The following is a 22,706-nucleotide window of genomic DNA, read 5'->3' as shown; positions in this document are numbered from 1 at the left end:
GCCACCCCGTCCCCCAGCATCCGCTGCGCGAACACCGCGTCCGGAACCTCCTCCAACGGTCCCGCCCAGCCCGCCAAAGGCGATTGAAGCACCAGGGTGGACATGGGCGGCATTCTCGTCGGGAACGGGGAAGAAGGAGCTACTGACCGGCCGTCAGGGTGATGCGGTCAAGAGCCGGCATCGGATCCAGGCTCCTGGCCGTGAAGGTCAGGCAAAGATCGTGCACGCCCTCGCGGGCCGGCAGCACGCCGCTCACCGTGCCCAGGCCCGGGCCGCGCCCGGCCTTGCCCAGCGGGATGGCCGCGATGCGCTCGCCCTTGCAGCCCAGCCGCACCTCCAGCTCGCCGTCGGGCGTGGCCGGCTTGCGGACCACGATCTGGTCCTTGGCCGCGCCGATCTGGAAGTTCCAGGCCGCCTGGCCGACCCGGGCCGTCAGCTTGAGCCCCTTGGAGAGATCGGCGCCCTTCCAGATCCAGCACGGGTTCATCAGGTCGATGGCGAAGATGGCGCGCGGGCCGTCCTTGCCGTTGATCGGGGCGTCATCCTCGAAGGCCAGCGGGATCGCCGCGCCGCACAGCTCCAGCTGCCGGCTCTCGCGGGTGTTGGCCGCCAGTTCCGTCGCCGCCCAGCCGCGCGTGCGGCCCAGCGGCGCCGCGCCCAGGAAACTGCGGGCCTTCAGCGTCGTCCCCGCCTTCAGCGACAGCGTATCGCCATAGACCGGCGAAGCGGCCGAGGGCTCCGAGCCGTCGGTGGTGTAGCGCACTTGGCCCAGCGCGAGGCCGCTGGCCAGGCTGGCCGAAACCGCCCCGCCCTGCCCCGGACGCAAGGTCGCCTGCGGCTCGAACGGCGCGGTGTCGGCCGTCACGCCCAACGCCTTCAGCCGCGCCATCTCGGCGGGCAGGCGCTCGGTGAAGCCGTCCCAGTCGCGGCGCTCCTCCTGAGTCCAGGCCGTCTCGGCCAGGGCGACCAGGCGCGGGAAGGCCATCAGTTGCGCCCGCTCGTCGGTGCGCACGTGCTCGGTCCAGAGGTTGGCCTGGACGCCTAGGATGTGCTTGCGCTGGTCGGGCGTCAGGGCGTCCGGCGCGGCGTCGAACTGGTAGACGTCCTTGAGGCTGCTGACCGTGATCCGACCGGGCGGCTCGTCCAGCGAGGTGCTCTGCCGGCGGTCGAAATAGAGGGTCGGCTCGGGCGACAGCACCGTGTCGTGGCCTTGGCTGGCGGCGGCGATGGCCCCGTCGATCCCCCGCCACGACATCACCGTGGCGTTGGGGGCAAGACCGCCCTCCAGGATCTCGTCCCAGCCGATCAGCCGGCGGCCGCGCGCGTTGATGTGCTTTTCGACCCGCTGGATGAACCAGCTCTGCAGGCCGTGCTCGTCCTTGACGCCCAGTTCCTTGATCTTGGCCTGGATGACCGGACTGGCCTTCCACTGGTCCTTGACCGCCTCGTCGCCGCCGACGTGGATGTAGTCCGACGGGAAGAGGTCCATGACCTCGTCGAGCACATCGTTGAGGAAGTCGAACGTGCCGTCCTCGACATTGTAGAGATAGGGGAAGATCCCCCAGTCGTGGCGCGCCAGGGCCGGCGGATTGGGCGTCAGGCCCAGCTTCGGATAGGCCACGATCGGCGCCAGGGCGTGGCCCGGCATCTCGATCTCGGGAACGATGGTGATGTTGCGGGCGGCGGCGTAAGCCACCAGCTCGCGCACCTGGTCCTGGGTGTAGAAGCCGCCATAGCGCACCGGCTTGCCGGTCTTGGGATCGAACCCCGCCGCCCCGGCCGGCTGGCGCCAGGCCGAGACCAGCGTCAGCTTCGGGTACTTCTTGATCTCGATCCGCCAGCCCTGGTCGTCGACCAGGTGCCAGTGCAGGGTGTTGAGCTTGTGGGCCGCCATGCCGTCGATGATCGTGCGGATCGTCTCGACCGACTGGAAGTGGCGGGCGCTGTCGAGCATGAAGCCGCGCCAGGCGAAGCGCGGAGCGTCCTCCACATGGGCGGCGGGCACGTCGACCGCGCCTTTGCTGTCGTCCTGCACCGCCAGCTGCCACAGGCTGACCGCGCCGTAGAACAGGCCGGCGCGCTTCAGCGCCGTGATCTTCACCCCGCCGGGCGCGACGTCGAGGGCGTAGCCTTCGCCGTCCGGTCCGCCGCGCACCAGGGAAATAGCCGCCTCGCCGGCCGCCGGCGCGCCCTCGACCACCACGGGGCGCAGGCCCCGGGCGCGGTGCAGCAGGTCGGCCAGCTGCACCGCCACGCCCCGGGCCTCGACATCGCCCTTGGCGACATGGATGCGGGTGGCGGCGGTCAGGCGGAAGACGCCCTCGGCGCGTTCGGCCTTTGCCGGCGCCGGCGTAAGCGTCAGACCAGGGTTCGGGGGCTCGGCCGCCAGGGCGGGAACGGCGAAGGCCATGGCCGCGGAGGCCAGCAGCAGAACTTTGATCATGCGGGGAAAGCTCTCACCGGCGAGGCAGCGGCAAAAAAGGGAGGCGGGCCGGCGCAAGACCGTCCCGCCCCAGCTCGCTGCTTGCAGTCAGGAGGGGGAATGGCGCGGCCGGGCTCATGAAGGGATCCTGAACCAAGCCGCGCTGGATGCAAATCAGCGGTTGCGGGGACGCGCGGTCTAAACGCGTCCCCGTTTCCGGTCGCTTAGAAGGAGACGTTGATCGTCGCCTGCAGCTTGCGGCCCGTGCGGTAGACGCCGCGGGGCAGCATGGTGGTGTTGGCGTAGGCGTAGTACTCGCTGTCGAGCAGGTTCTGCGCCGAGACCGAGAGGTTGACGTTCTCGGTGAAGGCGTAGCCGGCCGTGGCGTCCAGGCCCTTGTAGGCGCGGACGAACATCTGGTCGCCGCGGTCCAGGCCCGTGAAGTACTTCGAGCGCCAGTTGTAGGTCACCCGGGCCGAGAACGGACCGTGCTCGTAGAACGGGCTGATGTTGATCTGGTGCTTGGAGTTGTAGGGCAGCGGCGCGCCTCCGTCGGCTTCTCCGTCGGCGTAGGTGTAGTTGGCCAGCAGGCCGAAGCCGAGGCCGAAGGTCTGCTGGTAGGCGAACGCCGCGCCCTTGACCGTCGCCGAGCCGGCGTTGGTCGGACGGCTGATCTGGTAGGTGGTGACCGCGTTGCGCGCCTGGTTGAAGTGCTGCTCGGCGACCGTCTGCTGCAGGATGTAGTTGCTGATGTCCTTGTGGAACACCTCGGCCGACAGGATGGCCTCCGGCGCGAAGTACCACTCGATCGAGGCGTTGACGTTGCTCGACTTGTAGGGGTTCAGGTCCGGATTGCCGCCGCCGCCGGTCAGGATCTGGTCGGAGAGCCAGAAGTAGTTCGACATGTCGGCGTAGTTCGGACGCGAGATCACCTGGGCCGCGGCGAAGCGGAACACCAGATCCTCCTTCACGTCGACGATGACGTTCAGGCTGGGCAGGAAGTCCTCGTACTTCTTGGACTTCACCGTCCAGGCCCAGTCGGCGGCCGTGGTGCCGCAGCCGGTGGCGGTCTGGTTGACGCAGACATAGCCGCCGCTGTCGGACTCGGTCTTCACGTAGCGCAGGCCGAAGTTGCCGCGCACGTTGTCGGCCTGGAAGTCGGCCTGGCCGTAGAGGGCGTTGATGGTCTCCTCGATGCCCCAGTTCTGGGCCGTGAACTCGGCGTTGCCGAAGATCGTCGGCACCGGCTTGGCCTGCCAGGGACGCAGGTAGCCGCCGCTGGCGATGTAGTTGGCCAGGGCCTCGCCATCGATCTTGAAGCGGCTGCCCATGGCGTCGGTGACGCCGTCGAAGCCCTTCAGATAGTTGCTCGGCACGATCGACGGGTTGAACTGCGAGGCGCTGGCCGGGTTGCCGTAGACCGAGACGGTCACGCCCGACATCGCCTGGGTGGTCTCGTGCTTGCGGTACTTGTAGCCGATCTGCACGCGCTTGATCACGCCGTCGAAGTCCTTGCCCGCGTCGATCTGGGCGTAGCTCTCCTTGTCGGTGGTCGGCTTGGAGACGATGTTGCCGCCCCAGCCGGCGTTGTAGCCGGTCGGGCCGACCGACGGATCGCCGCCGCCCCAGCCGCCGTCGAACGAGAACTTGCTGGCGTCGGCCAGCGGATTACCGTCGGCGGTCGGGTTGGTGTAGGTCAGCACGCCCGGCGAGCCCGGCGTTCCGGTGAAGTCGACCGTGTAGTCGGCCCAGTTCAGGAACTCGCCATAGAGCTGGCGGGTGGTGCCGCCGTCGGCCTTCGAGTAGCCGGCCTCGCCCGACACGTCGATCCCGTCGCCGGTCCACTTGCCGGTCAGGTGATAGGTGTCGGAGTTCAGCTCGGCTTCGCGGTACTGCACGTCCAGCACGCTCAGCGCATGCTTGAACGAGGCCTTGCGGATGACGTTGTCCTCGATGGTGATCGCGGTCAGCGCGCCCAGGCTGTTCCAGGTGTTGCCCTGGAAGGCGAACAGCGACTGGTTGGTGTTGTCGTAGGTGGCCTTGATCTTCAGCCAGTCGAAGTTCAGCTCGAGGGCGTCGGTCGGGCGCCACTGGACGGCGGCGGTGTAGCTGTCGCGGACGCGCTCCTGCTCGAAATAGGAGACCGACAGCGAGTTGACGCCGCGGGCGTTCGGATTGGCCGCCAGGGTGGTGGCGCAGGTTCCGGTGCAGTTGCCGTTGGTGATCGAGCTGACCGGGTTCTCCGGGTTGCCGCCGTTGTAGTAGCTGGCCGGGATCGTGCCGTAGGACTCGATGCCGTCGCGGCGCAGCTGGTCCTTGGCGTGCTGGGCCGAGACCGCGATCCCGAAGGTCTGGTCGGCGTTCTTCCAGCTGCCCAGCACCGCCACCTGCGGGTCGGACTTCTTGGAGCGATCGTTGTAGAGGTAGCTGAGCGAGCCCTGGAGGGTCAGCGACTTCAGGTCCAGCGGCTTGCGGGTGTTGACGATCACCGTGCCGCCGATGCTGCCTTCGTCGAGGCGGGGCTCGGGCGACTTGTAGACTTCCACCTTGCCGACGATCTGCGGGGCCAGCAGGGCGTAGTTGAACGTCCGGCCCGGCTGATCAAGGATGAACCAGTCGGCCGAGGCGACCGTCTGGCCGTTCAGCAGAGTGCGGTTCAGGGCCGGGTCGGTGCCCAGGATCGAGACCTTTTCACCTTGACCGAACTGGCGGTCGACGGTGACGCCCGGAACGATCGTCAGCGCTTCGGCGACGTTCGAACTCGGAAACTTGCCGACGTCCTCGGCGGTGACCACGTCGACGATGGCGTCGGCGTTACGCTTGGATTGGATCGATTGCTGAAGCGACGCACGAATACCGGTGACGACCACCTCATCGACGGAGGTCGGGGTCTCCTGCGCCATGACGGGCGCGGCGACCAATACGGCCAGCAGGCTGGCGGAAGCGGTCAGGACCGCCTTGTGAATGCTCTTCATAACTCGGCTTCTCCCCATTGTGCCGGGTCTTTGGACCCGGAGCCGAACCCCAAGCCCAATCCGATACCAATTTCTCGCGGCAAAGCCGCAAAGAGCGGTACTTCTCAGACCTCGGAGTGTGACTGTGACGAAATTTTTGCTGATGACAATACCTAAAAAGAACCAATTGCAGACCATGAGATAATTGGTATGAAAATGGTCATGAACTGTTGCGTGCGCCGCCGGGGTGCGCAAATCGCGGTAGATGCAAGCCTGACGCTGGTGGGGACCTGATGCTGTTTTCCGAAAAGATCGGGGGCCTGGACGGCAACGGGCAGGACCACGCGCCGCTGTACAAGCAGCTGCAGCGGGCCCTGCGCGAAGCCATCCAGAAGAAGGTGCTGGCGCCCGACGACGCCCTGCCGGCCGAGCGCGACCTTGCCGAAGAATTCAGCATCTCGCGGATCACCGTTCGCAAGGCGCTGGACGGTCTGGTCAGCGAGGGCCTGCTCACCCGTCGCCAGGGGGCTGGCACCTTCGTGGCCTCGCGGGTGGAAAAGAGCTTCTCGGCGCTGTCGTCCTTCACCGAGGACATGATCTCGCGTGGTCGCGTCCCGCACAGCGAATGGATCAGCCGCAGCGAGGGCCAGGTGACGCCCGAGGAATCGCTGACGCTTGGCCTGTCGCCCGGCACGCCGGTCTATCGCTTCGCCCGGATCCGCTACGCCGACGGCTCGCCGATGGCCGTGGAATACACCACCATCGCCGCCTTCGCCCTGCCCTCCACCGACATCGTCGGGACCTCGCTGTACGAGGCGCTGGAAAAGACCGGCCACCGGCCGGTGCGCGCCCTGCAGCGGCTGCGGGCCATCCTGTTCGCCGCCGAGCAGGCCGACCTGCTGGACGTGCCGACCAAGGACGCGGGCCTGCTGATCGAGCGGCGCGGCTTCCTCAAGGACGGCCGGGCGGTGGAAGTGACCCAGTCCTACTACCGCGGCGACGCCTACGACTTCGTGGCCGAACTGAACGCCCTGTCCTGATCTCGCGCCCGCCCTCGTGAAGCCCGCCCTCGTGAAGGAAGCCGTCTTGACCCGCCCCGAAGCCCTGACGCCCGAAGCGACCCGCATGTTCCAGGAGGCCGGCGAGGCCTCGGGCGTGGTCGCCCGGCAGCTGGCGGCCAATGCGGAGATCGTCGCCAAGGTGGCCGAACGCCTGCGGGCGAGCCCGCCCCGGGCCGTGGTCACCTGCGCGCGCGGGTCCAGCGACCATGCGGCGACCTTCGCCAAGTACCTGATCGAGACCCGGGCGGGCGTGCTGACCTCGTCGGCGGCGCTGTCGGTGTCGTCGGTCTACGCCGCCCCGCAGGATTTGGAGGGGGTGCTCTATCTGGCCATCTCGCAGTCGGGAAAGAGCCCGGACCTGCTGGCGGCCGTCGAAGCCGCCAAGCAGGGCGGCGCTTTCGTGGTCGCCCTGGTCAATGACGAGAGCTCGCCGCTGGCGGCTCTGGCCGACGCGGTTCTGCCGCTGCATGCCGGGCCGGAACTGAGCGTCGCGGCGACGAAATCCTACATCGCCGCCCTCGTGGCCATCGCCCAGCTGGTCGCGGCCTGGACGGGCGATGAGGACCTGACCACCGCCCTGACCGCCCTGCCGCAGGGCCTGGCGGCGGCCTGGGCGCAGGACTGGAGCGCCGGGATCGAGGCGCTGTCGGGCGCGACCAACCTCTACGTCCTGGGCCGCGGCGTCGGTTTCGGGATCGCCCAGGAGGCGGCCCTGAAGTTCAAGGAGACCTGCGGCCTGCACGCCGAGGCCTTCAGCGCCGCCGAGGTGCTGCACGGCCCGATGGCCCTGGTGAAGGACGGCTTCCCGGCCCTGGTCCTAGCCCAGCAGGACGAGACCTACGCCTCGACGCTGAAGATGGCGCAGGGCCTGGCCGAGCGCGGCGCGACCGTGCTGCTGGCGGGGGGCGAGGTTTCGGGCGCGACGACGCTGCCGAGCCAGTCCGGCCATCCGCTGCTGGAGCCGATCCTGCTCGTCCAGAGCTTCTACCGCATGGCCGCCGGCCTGTCGGTGGCGCGCGGCTACGACCCCGACAGCCCGCCCCACCTCAACAAGGTGACCCAGACCGTCTGATGCCCGTCACCGCGCTCTTGAATGCCGAGATCCTGACCCCGGCCGGCGTCGTCGCCGGCCAGGCCCTGCTGGTGCGCGACGGCGTCATCGTCGGCCTGGCCGATCGCGCCGACGTCCCGGCCGACGCCGTCGTGGAAGACCTGGCCGGCGGCCTGCTGGTTCCCGGCTTCATCGACACCCAGGTCAATGGCGGCGGCGGCGTCCTCTTCAACGACGCCCCCACCGTCGAGACCATCGCCGCCATCGGCGCGGCCCACCGGCCGTTCGGCACCACCGGCTTCCTGCCGACCCTGATCAGCGACGACCTGCACGTGGTCGACGCGGCCATGCGGGCGACCGAGCAGGCGATCGAACAAGGCGTGCCCGGCGTGCTGGGCGTGCATATCGAGGGCCCGTTCCTCAACGCGCAGCGCAAGGGCATCCACGACGCGGGCAAGTTCCGCGTCCTCGACGACGAAGCCATCGCCCTGCTGTCGTCGCTCAAGCGCGGCCGCACCCTGGTGACCCTGGCGCCCGAGACCACGACCCCGGACATGGTCGCCCGGCTGGCCGACGCCGGCGTCGTGGTGGCCGCCGGCCATACCAACGCCCGCTACGAGACGGTCCGCGCCGCGCTCGATGCTGGCCTCACCGGCTTCACCCATCTCTTCAACGCCATGTCGCCCCTGACCAGCCGCGCCCCCGGCGCCGTCGGCGCGGCGCTGGAGAGCCAGTCGGCCTGGTGCGGGATCATCGTCGACGGCCGCCACGTCGACCCGGCCACCTTGCGGATCGCCCTGCGCACCCGGCCGCTGGACCGCTTCATGCTGGTCACCGACGCCATGCCGACCGTGGGCATGAGCGACAAGCGCTTCGTCCTCCAGGGCCAGGAGATCGTCGTCGAGGACGGCGTCTGCGTCGGCCCCGGCGGCACCCTGGCCGGCTCCGACCTCGACATGATCGGCGCCGTCCGCAACGCCGTCGCCATGCTGGGGCTTGGCCTGGAAGACGCGGTGATGATCGCCTCGGCCGCTCCGGCCGCCTTCCTGGGCCTGTCGGCCACGCGCGGGTCGATCGCACCGGGCCAAGCGGCCGACCTCGTGCTGCTCGACCAGGACCGCAACGTCGTGCGCACCTGGATCGACGGGCGGGAATAAGCCCCCCTCCCCTCCGTAAAATCCCCGCGAAAGCGGGGACCCAGGTGTTTTATCGTCGAGCGCCACGGGTTTCAGAAAAAGCCTGGGTCCCCGCTTTCGCGGGGATTTTACGGGGAGGGGTTCGGGGCCACCCCGCTTATCCACCACCGCGCGCCTTTGTATCGCGAGAGGTTGCGGTTTGTGTCGCCGCCGACGTCGCGCAGCAAAACCCCGCCCATGAAATCACCAGCATGTGCGCAAGCACATAGGCTGGCCGCCTTCGCGGTCGTTCTTGGAAGCTGGGGCTTTTGGGTCTGGAGACCACCACCGCGACACGGTCGAGGTTCGACGCCGGGCGAGGCCGCCGGCCGTGAGCTCCTACGTCTCCTCCCTGAGCGCCGCCCAGATCTCGGCGCTGACCACCACCGCGGTCTCGGCGCTCACCAAGACCGACATCGCAGCGCTGTCGACGGACCAGATCCAGGCCTTCACGGTCGAAGAGATCCAGGCCCTCTCGTCGACCCAGATCACCTATCTGTCGACCAAGCAGGTCGCGGCGCTCACCACGACCCAGATCTCGGCCCTGACGGTCGGGCAGATGTCGTTCAGCGCCGCCCAGCTGTCGGTGCTGATCGACGACCAGATCGAGGCCTTCGGCGTCGACGAGATCGCCGCCCTCACCACCCAGCAGATCAAGGGCTTCACCGCCACCGAGATCGGCGAGCTGACCAGCGCCCAGTTCGCGGTGCTGTCGCCGACCCAGCTGTCGGCCCTGACGGTCACCCAGATCAAGGGCCTGACGACCGAGCAGCTGTCGGCGCTGACCACCACCCAGCTGGCGGGCCTGACCTCGACCCAGCTCGGGGCGATGACCACCACCCAGGTCAGCGCCCTGACCACAACCGCGATCGCGAGCCTGACGACGACGCAGGTCAAGGGCCTGACCGCGACCGAACTGGGCGCCCTGTCGACCGACCAGCTGGCGGTGCTCAGCACCACCCAGATCGCCGTGCTCAGCACCAAGCAGATCCGCGGCCTGACGGTCACAGAGATCGTCGCCCTCAGCATCGAGCAGCTGAACGCCCTGAGCTCGACCCAGGTCGGGGCCCTGACCACCACCCAGATCGACGCCCTGACCACCACCGAGGTCGCGGCCCTGACCATCACCCAGATGGACGGGATGACGGTCACCGAGATCGCCGCCCTCGACGCCGAGCAGATCGCCGCCCTCAGCGTCACCCAGATCGACGAGTTGTCGAAGACCCAGATCAAGGGCCTGACGGCCACCGCCCTGTCGGGGCTGACCTCCGAGCAGGCCTCGGCCCTGACGGCCACCCAGCTCGGCAACCTGACCACCACCCAGGTCAAGGGCCTGTCCGAGGACTTCATCTCGGCCCTGACCACCACCCAGCTGCGCGGCTTCACCTCGACCGAGCTGGCGGCGCTGAAGACCACCCAGATCGAGGCCCTGACGGTCGAGCAGCTGCAATCGCTGACCACCACCCAGATCCGCGGCCTGACGACCACCTCGCTGCAGGCGCTGAACGCGACCCAGTTCGCCGCCCTGAGTTCGACCCAGATCGGGGCCCTGACGGTCACCCAGATCAAGGGCCTCAGCACCACCGAGATCTCGGCCCTGACCGAGACCCAGCTATCGGGCCTGACGGCGGTGCAGGTGGCGGTGCTGACCACCACCCAGATCGGCGCCCTGTCGGCGACCGAGATCAACAGCCTGACCACCTCGCAGCGGGCCGCCCTCACCTACACCCAGGTCGCGGCCATCAGCGTCGACGAGATCGACGACCTGACCACCACCGTCGTCGCCGCCTTCACCACCACCCAGCTCAAGGGCCTGACCAAGGGCGAGGCCGCGGCCCTGACGGTGGAGCAGGTGTCGAGCCTGTCGTCCAAGCAGCTGGCCGCGCTCAGCACCACCGCCACGGCAGGCCTGACCGAGGACCAGATCGCCGCCCTCACCACGACCCAGGCGGCGGGCCTCACCTCGACCCAGATCGCGGCGCTGACCACCACCGAGGTCAGCGCCCTGACGGCGACGGTGCTGGCCTCGCTGAGCGCCAACCAGGTCAAGGGCCTGACCGCCACGGCCGCCGCCGCGCTGGACGCCGACACCCAGCTGGCGGCCCTGACCTCGACCCAGACGGCCGCCCTGACCGCCACGGCGCTGGGCGGCCTGACGAGCGACCAGGTCGCGGCCATGACCACGACCCAGCTGGCCGCGCTGAACTCGACCCAGATCGGCGCCCTGTCGACCGCCGCCCTGGCCGGCCTGACCGCCACCCAGATCACCAGCCTCAGCACCACCCAGCTGCGCGGCCTGACCTCGACCGACATCAGCAAGCTGTCGACGACCCAGGTCGAGGCGCTGAGCGCCACCCAGATGGCCAGCCTGACGACCACCCAGCTGGCCGGGCTGACCACCACCGAGATCGCCGCCCTCAGCGGAACCCAGCTGGCGGCGCTCAGCACCACCCAGTTCGCGGCCCTGTCCTCGACCGGCATCTCGGGCCTGACCGAGGAGCAGGTCTCGGCCCTGACCAGCACCCAGCTGTCGGCCATGACCTCGACCCAGCTGCGCGGCCTCACCACCACCCAGCTGGACAGCCTGTCGACCACGGCCATCTCCAGCCTGACCGCGACCCAGCTGGCCGGCCTGACCGCGACCCAGATCGCCAACCTGTCGACCGAGCAGGTGGCCTCGCTGACCACCAGCCAGCTGGCCGCCCTGACGACGACGGCGATCGCGGGCCTGACCTCGACCGAGGTCGCGGCGCTGACCACCACCCAGGTCAAGGCCCTGACCTCGACCCAGCTGGCGGCCCTGACCACCACGGCCGTCCAGGGGCTGACCAGCACCGAGATCGCGGCGCTCTCGACCACCCAGCTGGCGGGGCTGACGACCACCCAGATCGGGGCGCTGACCACCGACCAGGTCCAGGCCCTGACCACGACCGAGATCGGCGCCCTGGCGACCACGCAGGTGGCGGGCCTGACCAAGACCGAGGTCGCCGCCCTGACGACGACCCAGCTGGCGGCCATGACCTCCACCCAGCTGAAGGCGCTGACCACCACGGCGATCACGGGCTTCACCGAGACCCAGATCGACGCCCTGACCACGACCCAGATCGCGGGCCTGACCTCGACCCAGATCGGCGCCCTGACCGCCACCGAGATCGCCGAGTTCGACGTCACCCAGCTGGCCTCGCTGACCACCACCCAGGTGAAGGGCCTCACCACCACCCAGATGGGCGCGCTTACGGCCGATCAGGTGGCGGGGCTGACGACCACCGAGGTCGCGACCCTGACCTCGACCCAGATCGGGGCGATCAGCGCCGACGCCGTGGCCGGCCTGACGACCACCGAACTGGCCGCCCTCACCACCACCCAGCTCAAGGGCCTGAAGGCCACGCAGCTGGAGGCCCTGACCACCGGTCAGCTGGCCAGCCTCAGCTCGACCCAGATCGGCGCCCTGACGGCCACGGCCGTCGCCGGCCTCAGCGAAGACCAGATGGCCTCGCTGACGACGACCCAGCTGGCCGGCCTGACGACCACCCAGATCTCGGCCCTGACCACCGACGAGATCGGCGGGCTGGACGCCACCGACCTGCAGTCGCTGACCACCACCCAGATCAAGGGCCTGACCGCCACCCAGATCGAGTCGCTGGACACCGGGACCCAGATCTCGGCCCTGACCTCGACCCAGCTGTCGGTGCTGACCGCGACGGCCCTGGCCGGCCTGACCGAGGACCAGGTCGCGGCCCTGACCACCACCCAGCTTTCCGGCTTCACCTCGACCCAGATCGGGGCGCTGTCGACCGACGCCCTGGCGGGGCTGACCACCAGCCAGATCGGCGCGCTGACCACGACCCAGCTTTCGGGCCTGACCGTCACCGAGATCGCCAACCTGGCCACCACCCAGCTGGCCGCCCTCAGCACCACCCAGTTCGCGGCGCTCAACACCACCCAGCTGGCCGCCCTGACCGTCACCGAGATCGAGTCGCTGTCGGGCGAGCAGCTGTCGGCGCTGAACTCGACCCAGCTCAGCGCCCTCTCCACCACCGGCATCGCCGGCCTGTCGGCCACGCAGATCGCCTCGCTGACCACCACCCAGCTGACGACGCTGACGGCGACCCAGGTCGCGGCCCTGACGACGACGCAGATCGGCGGCCTGACGGTCACCGAGATGGCGGCCCTGACCACCACCCAGCTGCAGGCCCTGACGGCCACGCAGATCGCCTCGCTGACCACCACCCAGCTACAGGCGCTGAGCACCGGTCAGATGGGGTCGCTGACCACCACCCAGTTGGGCGCCCTGACCTCGAACCAGGCCGCGAACCTCACCGCCACCCAACTGGCGGCCTTCAACTCGACCCAGATCTCGGCCCTGTCGACCACGGCGATCGCCGGCCTGACGACCACCGAAATCGCCTCGCTGACCACCACCCAGCTGCGCGGCCTCACCTCGGCCCAGGTCGGAGCCCTGACCACCAGCGAGATCGCCGCCATCACCACGACCGGCCTGGCGGCCATGAGCACCACCCAGCTGCTGGGCCTGACCAGCACCGAGGCCGAGGCCCTGACCACCAGCCAGATCGAGGCCCTGACCTCGACCCAGGTGGCCGCCCTGACGACGACGGCGATCTCGGGCCTGACCTCCGGCCAGGTGGAGGCGCTGTCGACCACCCAGCTGCACCGCCTGACCTCGACCCAGATCGCGGCGCTCGATCCCGAGGCCCTGGCCGGCCTGACCACGACCGACATTTCGACGCTGACCACCACCCAGGTGAAGGGGCTGACCGCGACCGAGATCGCGTCGCTCACCACCACCCAGATCGGCGCCTTCACCACCACCCAGATCTCGGCCCTGACGGCCAGCGCCCTGACCGGCCTCAGCGACGACCAGCTGGGCGCGCTGTCGAGCAGCCAGCTGGCGGCCCTGACCTCGACCCAGATCGCCGGCCTGACGACCACCGAGATCGGGGCCCTGACGACCGAACAGATCGCCGCCCTGACCACGACCCAGATCGCGGGCCTGTCGACCACCCAGATCGCGTCCCTGACCACCACCCAGCTGTCGGCCTTCAGCACGGCCGACATCGCCGCCCTGTCGACCACCCAGGTCGCGGCCCTGACCTCGACCGAGATCGCCAGCCTGTCGGTCGACCAGATCGGCGCCCTGACCGCCGCCCAGGTCTCGGCCCTGACGGCCACGGGGCTCAGCGGCCTGTCCTCGACCCAGCTGGCGGCCCTGACCTCCACCCAGCTGACGGCGCTGAGCTCGACCCAGATCTCGGGCCTGTCGACCACCCTGATCAGCGCCCTGACCACCACCGAGATCGCCGCGCTCACCACCACCCAGATGCGCGGCCTCACCTCGACCCAGATCGGGGCCCTGACCACCAGCCAGATCGCCGGGCTGACCACCACCGGCGTCGCCGCCCTGACCACCACCCAGCTGTTGGGCCTGACCAAGACCGAGATGGCGGCCTTCTCCGCGGCGCAGCTCGGGGCGCTGACGACCACCCAGGTCTCGTCGCTGACGACCACGGCGCTGTCGGGCCTCACCTCCACCCAGCTCAGCGCCCTGACCACCACCCAGCTGCGGCGGCTGTCGGCGACCCAGATCGCCGCGCTCAATCCCGACTCGCTGGTCGGGCTGACGACCACCGAGGTGGCGTCGCTGACCACCACCCAGATGGCGGGCCTGACCAGCACCGAGGTCGCCGCCCTCACCACCACCCAGATCGGCGCCCTGACCTCGACCCAGCTGGCGGCGCTGAGCACCACGGCCATTTCCGGCCTGACGGGCGACCAGGTCGCCGCCCTGACGACCACCCAGCTGTCGGGCCTGACCAGCACCCTGGTCCACGCCCTGTCGACCAGCGAGGTCGCGGCCCTGACCACGGCCCAGGTCGCGGCCCTGACCACGACCCAGCTTTCCGGCCTGACCGCCACCCAGGTCTCGGCCATGGAGGGCGAGGACGTCGCCTCGCTGACCGCCGCGCAACTGGCCTCGCTGACCACCACCCAGCTGGCGGGCCTCGGCGCCGCCGGGGCCTCGGCGCTGAGCGTGACGCAGATCGACGACCTGTCGTCGACCCAGGTCTCGGCCCTGTCGACCAGCGCCATCGCCGCCCTGACCGCTACCCAGGTCGCCTCGCTCAGCACCACCCAGATCGACGGCCTGACGGCCACCCAGATGGGCGCGCTGAGCGCCGGCCAGATCGACGCCATGTCGTCCGAGCAGATCGCCGAGCTGACCACCACCCAGTTCAGCGGCCTGTCGGCCACCGGCGTGCAGGCCCTGACCGCCGCGCACCTGGAATCCCTGACCACCAGCCAGATCGCCGCCCTGTCGCTGGCCGGGATCTCGGGCCTGACCGCCGACGAGGTGGCGCGCCTGACCACCACCCAGGTCTCGGCGCTCAGTTCGACCCAGATCGGCGCCCTGTCGGCGACGGCGGTCACCGGCTTCACCGAGACCCAGATCGCGGCCCTGACCATCACCCAGCTGGCGGGCCTGACGACGACCCAGATCGGCGCCCTGACAGTGACCGACATCGGCGAGCTGACCACCACGGCCATCGCCGCCCTCAGCACCACCCAGCTGGGCGCCCTGGTGCGCATGCAGCTACGCGCCCTGACGACGACCCAGGTCGCGGCCCTGACCACGACGCAGCTGGCCTCGCTGAGCACGACCCAGATCTCGAACCTGGCGGTGACCGAACTCCAGGCGCTCAGCGCCACCCAGTTCGCCGCCCTGACCTCGACCCAGGTCGCGGCCCTGACGACGGTGCAGCTCGACAACCTGTCGGCCACCGACATGTCGGCCCTGACCTACACCCAGATCTCGGGCCTCACGACGACCCAGATCGCGACCCTCGGAACGACCTTCCTGGCCAGCCTGACGACCAACCAGATCGCGGCGCTGAACGCCGAGCAGATCTCCTACATGACCGCCACCCAGCTGGCCGCCCTCAGCGTCGCCCAGCTCGCGGCCGTGACCGCCGCCCAATACTAGAGCCCCCATCCCGATGCCGGATTCCGCCGCCCCCGCCCCGATCACTTCCCCCCCGATCGCGTCCTTGAGCGTCGTCGAGCTGATCAACGTCGCCGAGACCACCCGCCGCGAGCGCGGCCCCGCCGCGGCCGTGGCGATCTACCAGGTCTGGATCGCCGCCAACGGCGACAATCCCCTGCTCTATGCGGTGCTGTTCAACTTCGCCGTCGTGCTGACCGACAGCGGCGACCTGGCCGGCGCCCGCTCGCAGCTGGAGCGGGCTGTGGTGGTCAATCCCGACTTCATCCCGACCTACATCAACCTCGGCCGGGTCTATGAGCGGATGGGCGCGGCCAATCTCGCCGTGCTGCAATGGACCGCCGCCACCGACAAGCTAGCGAGCGTCAACGGCCAGTCGATCGCCCACAAGACCACGGCCCTAAACCAGACCGCCCGGGTGCTGGAAGGCGCCAACCAGGACCAGCCCGCCGAGGCCATGCTGCGCCAGAGCCTGGACCTCGACCCGCGCCAGCGCGAGGCGATCCAGCACCTGCTGGCCCTGCGCCAGCGCCAGGTCGAGTGGCCGATCATCGATCCCTGGGAGCGGATGGACGCCCAGGCCCTGATGACCGGCATGTCGCCGCTGTCTCTGGCCGCCTATGCCGACGACCCGATGACCCAGCTGGCGGCGGCCTGGAACTACAATCGCCTCGACGTCGGCGCGCCCTCCGAACTGATGGACCTGTCGGTCGCCCTCTCGCGCGGCGACGACCAGCCCCTGCGCCTCGGCTACCTGTCGTCGGACCTGCGCCACCACGCCATCGGCCACCTGACCGCCGAGATCTACGGCCTGCATGACCGGTCCAAGGTCGAGGTCTTCGCCTACTACTGCGGCCCCGAACTGACCGACCCGCTGCAGAAGCGGATCATGGGCGACGTCGACCACTGGGTGGCCGTCAACCGCATGGACGACGCCACGGCCGCCCGCCGCATCGCCCAGGACGGGATCCAGATCCTGATCGACGTCAACGGCTACACCCGCGACGGCCGCACCCGGCTGCTGGCCATGCGGCCCGCCCCGGTGATCGTCAACTGGCTGGGCTTCCCCGGCACGACCGGCAGCCCCTACCACCACTACATCGTCGCCGACGACTTCATCATCCCGCCCGGCGACGAGGCGTTCTATTCGGAAAAGGTCCTGCGGCTGCCCTGCTACCAGCCCAACGACCGCAAGCGCCGCGTCTCGCCCTTCCCGCCCACGCGGCGCGAGGCCGGCCTGCCCGACGACGCCGTCGTCTATTGCAGCTTCAACGGCATGCAGAAGATCACCCCCTTCACCCTGGACCGCTGGTTCACGGTGCTGGAGCGCGTGGAGAACTCCGTGCTCTGGCTGCTCAGCGGCTCGGAGGACTCGCACGAACGCCTGCGGGCCAAGGCGGCCGAACGCGGCCTGTCGCCCGAGCGGCTGGTCTTCGCCGACAAGATGGCCAATCCCGAGCACCTGGCCCGCTACGTCCTGGCCGACGTCTTCCTCGACGCCCTGCCCTACGGCGCCCACACCACGGCGTCGGACGCCCTGTGGATGGGCGTGCCGATCGTCACCCTGGCCGGCCGCAGCTTCGCCGCCCGCGTCTGCGGCAGCATCCTGCGCTCGGCGGGCCTGCCAGAACTGGTCTGCGACACGCCCGACGCCTTCGTCGACACGGCCGTCGACCTGGGCCTCGACGCCGATCGCCTGGCGCGGCTGAAGGCCCGGATCCTGACCTTGCGCGACGACAGCGTGCTGTTCGACACCCCCGGCCTCGTCGCCAGGCTGGAAGACCTCTACGCCGGCATGTGGCGCGACCTGCGCGAGGACCGCCTGCCCCTTCCCGACCTTTCCAACCTCGACGCCTATCTGGAGATCGGCGCGGCCCAGACCCACGACGATTTCGACATGCTCAGCGTCGAGGACCATCGCGGCTGGTGGCGCGAGCGGCTGGCCCGCCGCCACGCCCACCGCCCGATCCCGGCCGACAACCGCCTCTGGGACCAGCAGTCATGAGCAAGCGAGTCCTGGTCACCGGCGGGGCCGGCTTCCTCGGCTCGCACCTCTGCGAGGCCCTGCTGGCGCGGGGCGAGGAGGTGCTGTGCGTCGACAACTTCTTCACCGGCCGGCGCGCCAACATCGCCCACCTGCTGGGCCACCCGCGCTTCGAACTGCTGCGCCACGACGTGACCTTCCCGCTCTATGTCGAGGTCGACGAGATCTACAATCTCGCCTGCCCCGCCAGCCCGCGGCACTACCAGCACGACCCGGTCCAGACGACCAAGACCAGCGTCATCGGCGCGATCAACATGCTGGGCCTGGCCAAGCGCACCAAGGCCAGGATCCTCCAAGCCTCGACCAGCGAGGTCTATGGCGACCCCGAGGTCCACCCCCAGGTCGAGGGCTACTGGGGCCGGGTCAATCCGATCGGCCCGCGCAGCTGCTACGACGAGGGCAAGCGCTGCGCCGAGACCCTGTTCTTCGACTACCGTCGCCAGCACGGCCTCTCGATCAAGGTCATGCGCATCTTCAACACCTACGGCCCGCGCATGGACGTCGACGACGGCCGGGTGGTCAGCAACTTCGTGCTCCAGGCCCTGCGCGGCGAGGACATCACCCTCCATGGCGAAGGCGCCCAGACCCGCAGCTTCTGCTATGTCGACGACCTGATCGCCGCCATGATCGCCCTGATGGCCACCGACGACGCCGTCACCGGCCCGATCAATGTCGGCAATCCGCACGAGATCACCATCCGCGACCTGGCCGAGCGCGTCATCGCCCTGACCGGCTCGCCCAGCCGCCTCGTCCACCGCCCCATGCCCAGCGACGACCCCCGCCAGCGCCAGCCCGACATCACCCAGGCCAAGACCGCGCTGGGCTGGGAGCCCTCCACGGCGCTGGACGAGGGGCTGTCGCGGACGATCAGCTATTTCAGGGAGCTGCTGGCGGCGGAGCGGCGGACGACGGCGTAGGGCCAATCGACATTCACCGGCCGTAGCTCATTTTTCACCGAGCATCCCCGCGAAGGCGGGGACCCAAGCCGAGGTTGCAGTCGATCCACGGCCGCGCCTCGTCCTGAAATCCAGCTTGGATCCCCGCCTTCGCGGGGAGAGACGGATTTGAAAGTCGCGAACAGCTGAATGTCGATGCGACCTAGCCCCATCCTTCACTCACGATTGAAGAGCGCGACCACGCTGTGAGGGGCGTCGGCGCCGAAGAAGCGCTCGTGGTTGCGGGCGGACTCGGCGGCGACGGCGGCGCTTCGGGGAAACAGCCTGCTCTCATATGCGGCGAGCGCGGCCTCGATATCGCCCGGTGAGACGATGATCGCCTGGGCAAGCTCGGCGCCGTCGAGCAAGGCGAGGTTCGCGCCCTCCCCCGCGAACGGGGACATCAGATGCGCCGCGTCGCCGACGAGGGTCAGGCCGGGCGCGCGCTTCCAGCCATGGCCGACCGGAAGCGCGAAGATCGGCCGCAGAATGGGCCTCGTGTCGCTCGTGGCGACCAGGGCGGTGAGTTGCGGCGCCCAGCCCATGAACTGCTCGACCACCTGGGCAAGACCGGTTCCCCCGTCGCTGAGGTCCAGGGCGTCGAACCAATCCCGCGGCCTGTTCAGGGCGGCGTAGGTGCGAAGCGTTCCATCCGCATAGCGGTGCGAGAGAACGCCCCTGCCCGCAGCCACGGCCATCAGAGTGCCCTCGCCGATCGCCTCGGCGCTGGCCTTCAGCCGCGTATCGCCCTCCAGCACCGTGGTTTCGATGAACGAGGTCCCCGTGTAGCCGGGCGTCGCATCCGACAGCAGCGGGCGGACCTTCGACCAGGCGCCGTCCGCCCCCACCAGCAGGTCGGACACGGCGGTGGAGCCGTCGGCGAATCGGATCTCGTGGCGCCCGTCTCCTCGGGGTTCGATGGCGATGACCTTTCGACCCCATTGGATCGCCTGAGCCGGAAGGGAGTCGATCAGCATCCGGCGAAGATCGCCCCGGTCGATTTCCGGACGATCCCCTCGGTGGCTCCCGGGCTTGTTGAACAGGAGGGTCCCGTCCTTGCCGACGATGCGCTTGGCGTCTTCGCCGGGACGGACGAGGCGGAGGAAGGCCTCGAAAAGCCCGGCGGCCTTGAGCGCGACCTGGCCGTTGTACGCGTGAATGTCGAGCAGCCCGCCCTGCGTCCTGGCGCTCGCGGAGGCCTCGGCTTCGTAGATCATCGCCGGAACGCCGTGGAGATGCAGGACGCGGGCGAGGGTGAGGCCGCCGAGACCGGCGCCGATGATCGTTACGGGGGTGGGTATGGTTGCGCTCCTGCCGCCGCTTGCCGGCAACGCACACGGGCCCGACGCAGCGAATGCCTGTGATCAGGCGGTTGGTTGGGAGACGCTGGCCCGGCCGCGCGAAACGCTGGGCCAGGATGCATGCGACGGTCTGGGGACAGGCCGTCATTTTCGCGACGGATCAAGATTACAGCCATCGACGGCGCGACACAATCAAGGTCCCGCCCTCGCCCCGAAACCGCCACCCGCCCGCAATCGGCGAGCAAACTTCCCCCTCCACAAGCGGCGGAAGATCGTCAGCCGGACCGCGCCCATGCCTCGCCCCCAACCCGCCGCCCTGCTCCAGGACGGTCTGGCCGCCCATCGCGGCGGCGATCTGGCGAAGGCCGAGAATCTCTACCGCGCCGCCCTGGCCGCCGATCCGCAGCTCGACGACGCCGCGCACTATCTGGGCGTGGTGGCCCAGCAGAAGGGCGACCTGGCCGGCTCCGTCCGCCTGATCCGCGCCGCCCTGGCCAGGAAGCCGACCGCCACCGCCTGGTCCAACCTGGCCAACGCCCTGTGGCTGCAAGGCCAGCTCGCCGAGGCCGAGCACGCCTGCCGCCAGGCCCTGGCCCTCGACCCGACCTGCGGCCCCGCCCTGCAGAACCTCGGCAACGTGCAGAAGGCGGCCAAGCGCTACGACGAGGCCGAGGCCACCTACGCCCGCGCCCTCGCCCTCAGCCCCGGCAACCCGGACCTCCTGTCCAATCTCGGCGTCGTGCTGGGCGCGCTGGACCGGCCGGACGAGGCCCGCGCGGTGTTCGACCAGGCCCTGGCCGCCCGCCCCGGCTTCGCCGCCGCCCTCTTCAACCTGGCCAATCTCGAGACCGCCTTCAGCGACCTCGAAACCGCCCTGGCCGCCTATGACCGCCTGCTCGCCGCCGCGCCCGCCCATGCCGACGGCCACGCCGCGCGCGGCGCGGTGCTGCGCCGCCTGGGTCGCGGCCTTGAGGCCGAGGCCGCCTACGCCGCCGCTGTCGCCGCCCGCCCGCAGGACGAGAAGCTGCACGGCATGCTGGGCGAGCTGCGCCTCGAGCTGAACCGATTGGACGAGGCCGAGGCCGGCGTCCGCGCGGCCATGGAGCGCTTCCCCAGGTCGTCCGACCTCAACCGCATCCTGGCCCGCGCCCGCCGCATGCAGGACGACGGCGCCGGCGCCCTGGCCGCCATCGAGGCCGCCCTGGCGCTCGGCGCTTCCGGCGGCGAGATGCAGCTGGAGCTGGGCGCGGCCAAGCGCGCCGCCGGCGACCACGACGGGGCCATCGCCGCCTATGTCCAGGCCGTGCGCCTCAAGCCCGACCTGTCGGTGGCCTACGCCAATCTCGGCGGCCTGCTGCACGAGGAGGGCCGCTCGGACGAGGCGACGCGCCCCCTGCTGGACGGGCTGAAGGTCGACCCGAACCTCTCCGAACTACACGTCAATCTGGGCGGGGTGCGGCTGTCGCAGAGCCGTTTCACCGACGCCATGGCCTCGTTCCGCGCCGCCCTGGCCATCAAGCCGGACTCGCCGGAAGCCGTGTTCGGCGTCGCCGTCGCCAACATGCATATGGGCCAGCTCGACGCCGCCATCGCCGGCTACGAGGCGGCCCTGGCCCTGAAGGAGCTGCCCGAGGCCCGATGGATGCTGGGCCTGGCCCTGCTCAAGCGCGGCGACTACCTGCGCGGCTTTCGCGAGCACGAGAGCCGCCTGCTGATCCGCGCCAAGAAGAAGATCGCCCGCGACTTTTCCCAGCCGCGCTGGAGCGGCCAGCCCCTGGCCGGCAAGACCCTGCTGGTCCATTCCGAGCAGGGCCTCGGCGACAGCCTGCAATGCCTGCGCTTCGTGCCCCAGGTCGCCGCCCTCGGCGCGCGGGTGCTGTTGCAGGTGCAGGAGGCGCTGCTGCCGCTGCTGGCCGGGCTCGAGGGCCCGTTCGAGGCCTTCGGCCCGCACGACGCCCCGCCGGCCTTCGACTATCACTGCCCGATGTTCAGCCTGCCGACCGGTCTGGCGACCACGCTGGAGACCCTGCCCGCCGCCGGCGGCTATCTCGCCGCCGATCCGGTCCTGACGGCGACCTGGGCCGAGCGGCTCGCGGGGATCCCCGGTCTAAAGGTCGGCGTCGTCTGGCAGGGCAATCCCCGCGCCGACGTCGAGCGCGGCCGCTCCTTCCCCTTGCGCGCCCTCGCCCCGCTGGCCGCCGTTCCCGGCGTGTCCCTGGTCAGCCTGCAGAAGGACCATGGCCTGGACCAGCTCGACGCCCTGCCCGCCGGCATGACCGTGCATGGCCTGGGCTTCGACTACGAGGTCGGCTCGTTCGCCGACACCGCCGCCATCCTGGCCAATCTCGACCTGCTGGTGACCTGCGACACCTCGGTGGGCCACCTCTCCGGCGCGCTTGGCCGACCGACCTGGATCGCCGTCAACGCCGTCGGCGACTGGCGCTGGCTGACCGATCGCGCCGACAGTCCCTGGTACGACAGCGTCCGCGTCTTCCGTCAGGCCGAGCGCGGCGACTGGGACAGCGTCGCCCAGGCCATGGCGGCTGCGCTGGGCGCGTTGTCGGAAGCCTGAAACGCAGAAAGCCCCCGGCGACGAACCGGGGGCTTTTCTAGAGGGACAGGCTGAAACGACAAATGGCCCCCGAAAACGGAGGCCATTCGAAGAGTTTGGGTGCGGGGACAGGATTTGAACCTGTGACCTTCAGGTTATGAGCCTGACGAGCTACCGGGCTGCTCCACCCCGCG

The 22,706-nt window shown here is 69.8% G+C and carries 11 protein-coding genes and 1 tRNA gene; 7 read left to right on the top strand and 5 right to left on the bottom strand.

Annotated features, from left to right (window positions below; all coding sequences use genetic code 11):
• The 3 genes from AC07NG_RS25365 to AC07NG_RS25355 all read right to left on the bottom strand — a co-directional run.
• On the bottom strand, positions 1-104 hold a 104-nt coding region (locus AC07NG_RS25365), incomplete at its 3' end, for a PTS glucose transporter subunit IIA (RefSeq protein ID WP_494597133.1).
• Positions 105-139: 35 nt separating this feature from the next.
• Entirely contained in the window at positions 140-2,443 is a 2,304-nt protein-coding gene (locus AC07NG_RS25360; protein WP_494597132.1) for a family 20 glycosylhydrolase, read from the bottom strand.
• A 203-nt stretch (positions 2,444-2,646) separates the two neighbouring features.
• Positions 2,647-5,397 (bottom strand): TonB-dependent receptor, encoded by a 2,751-nt coding sequence (locus AC07NG_RS25355; RefSeq protein WP_494597131.1) that lies wholly within the window; start codon positions 5,395-5,397, stop codon positions 2,647-2,649.
• Between the two features lie 272 nt (positions 5,398-5,669).
• Between AC07NG_RS25355 and AC07NG_RS25350 the strand changes: the two genes are divergently transcribed.
• The 6 genes from AC07NG_RS25350 to AC07NG_RS25325 all read left to right on the top strand — a co-directional run bounded on the left by AC07NG_RS25350 (position 5,670) and on the right by AC07NG_RS25325 (position 18,642).
• A complete protein-coding gene (locus AC07NG_RS25350) occupies positions 5,670-6,416 on the top strand; it encodes a GntR family transcriptional regulator (protein WP_487292596.1) in 747 nt (248 codons plus the stop codon).
• A gap of 31 nt (positions 6,417-6,447) precedes the next feature.
• Positions 6,448-7,509 carry an SIS domain-containing protein gene (locus AC07NG_RS25345; protein ID WP_494597129.1) on the top strand — a complete coding sequence of 354 codons (1,062 nt, stop codon included), beginning with the start codon at positions 6,448-6,450 and terminating at the stop codon, positions 7,507-7,509.
• Positions 7,509-8,645 (top strand): N-acetylglucosamine-6-phosphate deacetylase, encoded by a 1,137-nt coding sequence (gene nagA / locus AC07NG_RS25340; protein WP_494597128.1) that lies wholly within the window; start codon positions 7,509-7,511, stop codon positions 8,643-8,645. Before AC07NG_RS25345 ends, nagA begins: the two co-directional genes overlap by 1 nt.
• Positions 8,646-8,994: 349 nt before the next feature.
• Positions 8,995-15,663, top strand: a complete 6,669-nt coding sequence (locus tag AC07NG_RS25335) for an ice nucleation protein (RefSeq protein ID WP_494597126.1) — start codon at positions 8,995-8,997, stop codon at positions 15,661-15,663.
• A 64-nt stretch (positions 15,664-15,727) separates the two neighbouring features.
• Positions 15,728-17,686 carry an O-linked N-acetylglucosamine transferase, SPINDLY family protein gene (locus AC07NG_RS25330; RefSeq protein WP_494597124.1) on the top strand — a complete coding sequence of 653 codons (1,959 nt, stop codon included), beginning with the start codon at positions 15,728-15,730 and terminating at the stop codon, positions 17,684-17,686.
• Entirely contained in the window at positions 17,683-18,642 is a 960-nt protein-coding gene (locus tag AC07NG_RS25325; RefSeq protein WP_494597123.1) for a UDP-glucuronic acid decarboxylase family protein, read from the top strand. The genes AC07NG_RS25330 and AC07NG_RS25325 overlap by 4 nt, the downstream gene beginning before the upstream one ends.
• A 194-nt stretch (positions 18,643-18,836) precedes the next feature.
• Here AC07NG_RS25325 and AC07NG_RS25320 read toward each other — a convergent pair whose 3' ends face one another.
• Positions 18,837-19,991 carry an FAD-dependent oxidoreductase gene (locus AC07NG_RS25320; RefSeq protein WP_494597122.1) on the bottom strand — a complete coding sequence of 385 codons (1,155 nt, stop codon included), beginning with the start codon at positions 19,989-19,991 and terminating at the stop codon, positions 18,837-18,839.
• A gap of 262 nt (positions 19,992-20,253) precedes the next feature.
• On the opposite strand from AC07NG_RS25320, the gene AC07NG_RS25315 reads away from it, so the two are divergent.
• A complete protein-coding gene (locus AC07NG_RS25315) occupies positions 20,254-22,533 on the top strand; it encodes a tetratricopeptide repeat protein (RefSeq protein WP_494597120.1) in 2,280 nt (759 codons plus the stop codon).
• A gap of 96 nt (positions 22,534-22,629) precedes the next feature.
• Here AC07NG_RS25315 and AC07NG_RS25310 read toward each other — a convergent pair.
• Positions 22,630-22,706, bottom strand: a tRNA-Met gene (locus AC07NG_RS25310).

This window comes from Caulobacter sp. GW821-FHT10C03 (assembly GCF_059415485.1).
Note: the sequence above shows the minus strand (reverse complement) of the source record. Positions and strands in the feature narration are given on the sequence as shown.

Bases quoted from the DNA above. Each gene is read 5' to 3' on its own strand.
- AC07NG_RS25360 (WP_494597132.1), bottom strand. From the start codon at position 2,443: ATGATCAAAGTTCTGCTGCTGGCCTCCGCGGCCATGGCCTTCGCCGTT.
- AC07NG_RS25355 (WP_494597131.1), bottom strand. From the start codon at position 5,397: ATGAAGAGCATTCACAAGGCGGTCCTGACCGCTTCCGCCAGCCTGCTG.
- AC07NG_RS25350 (WP_487292596.1), top strand. From the start codon at position 5,670: ATGCTGTTTTCCGAAAAGATCGGGGGCCTGGACGGCAACGGGCAGGAC.
- nagA (WP_494597128.1), top strand. From the start codon at position 7,509: ATGCCCGTCACCGCGCTCTTGAATGCCGAGATCCTGACCCCGGCCGGC.
- AC07NG_RS25325 (WP_494597123.1), top strand. From the start codon at position 17,683: ATGAGCAAGCGAGTCCTGGTCACCGGCGGGGCCGGCTTCCTCGGCTCG.
- AC07NG_RS25315 (WP_494597120.1), top strand. From the start codon at position 20,254: ATGCCTCGCCCCCAACCCGCCGCCCTGCTCCAGGACGGTCTGGCCGCC.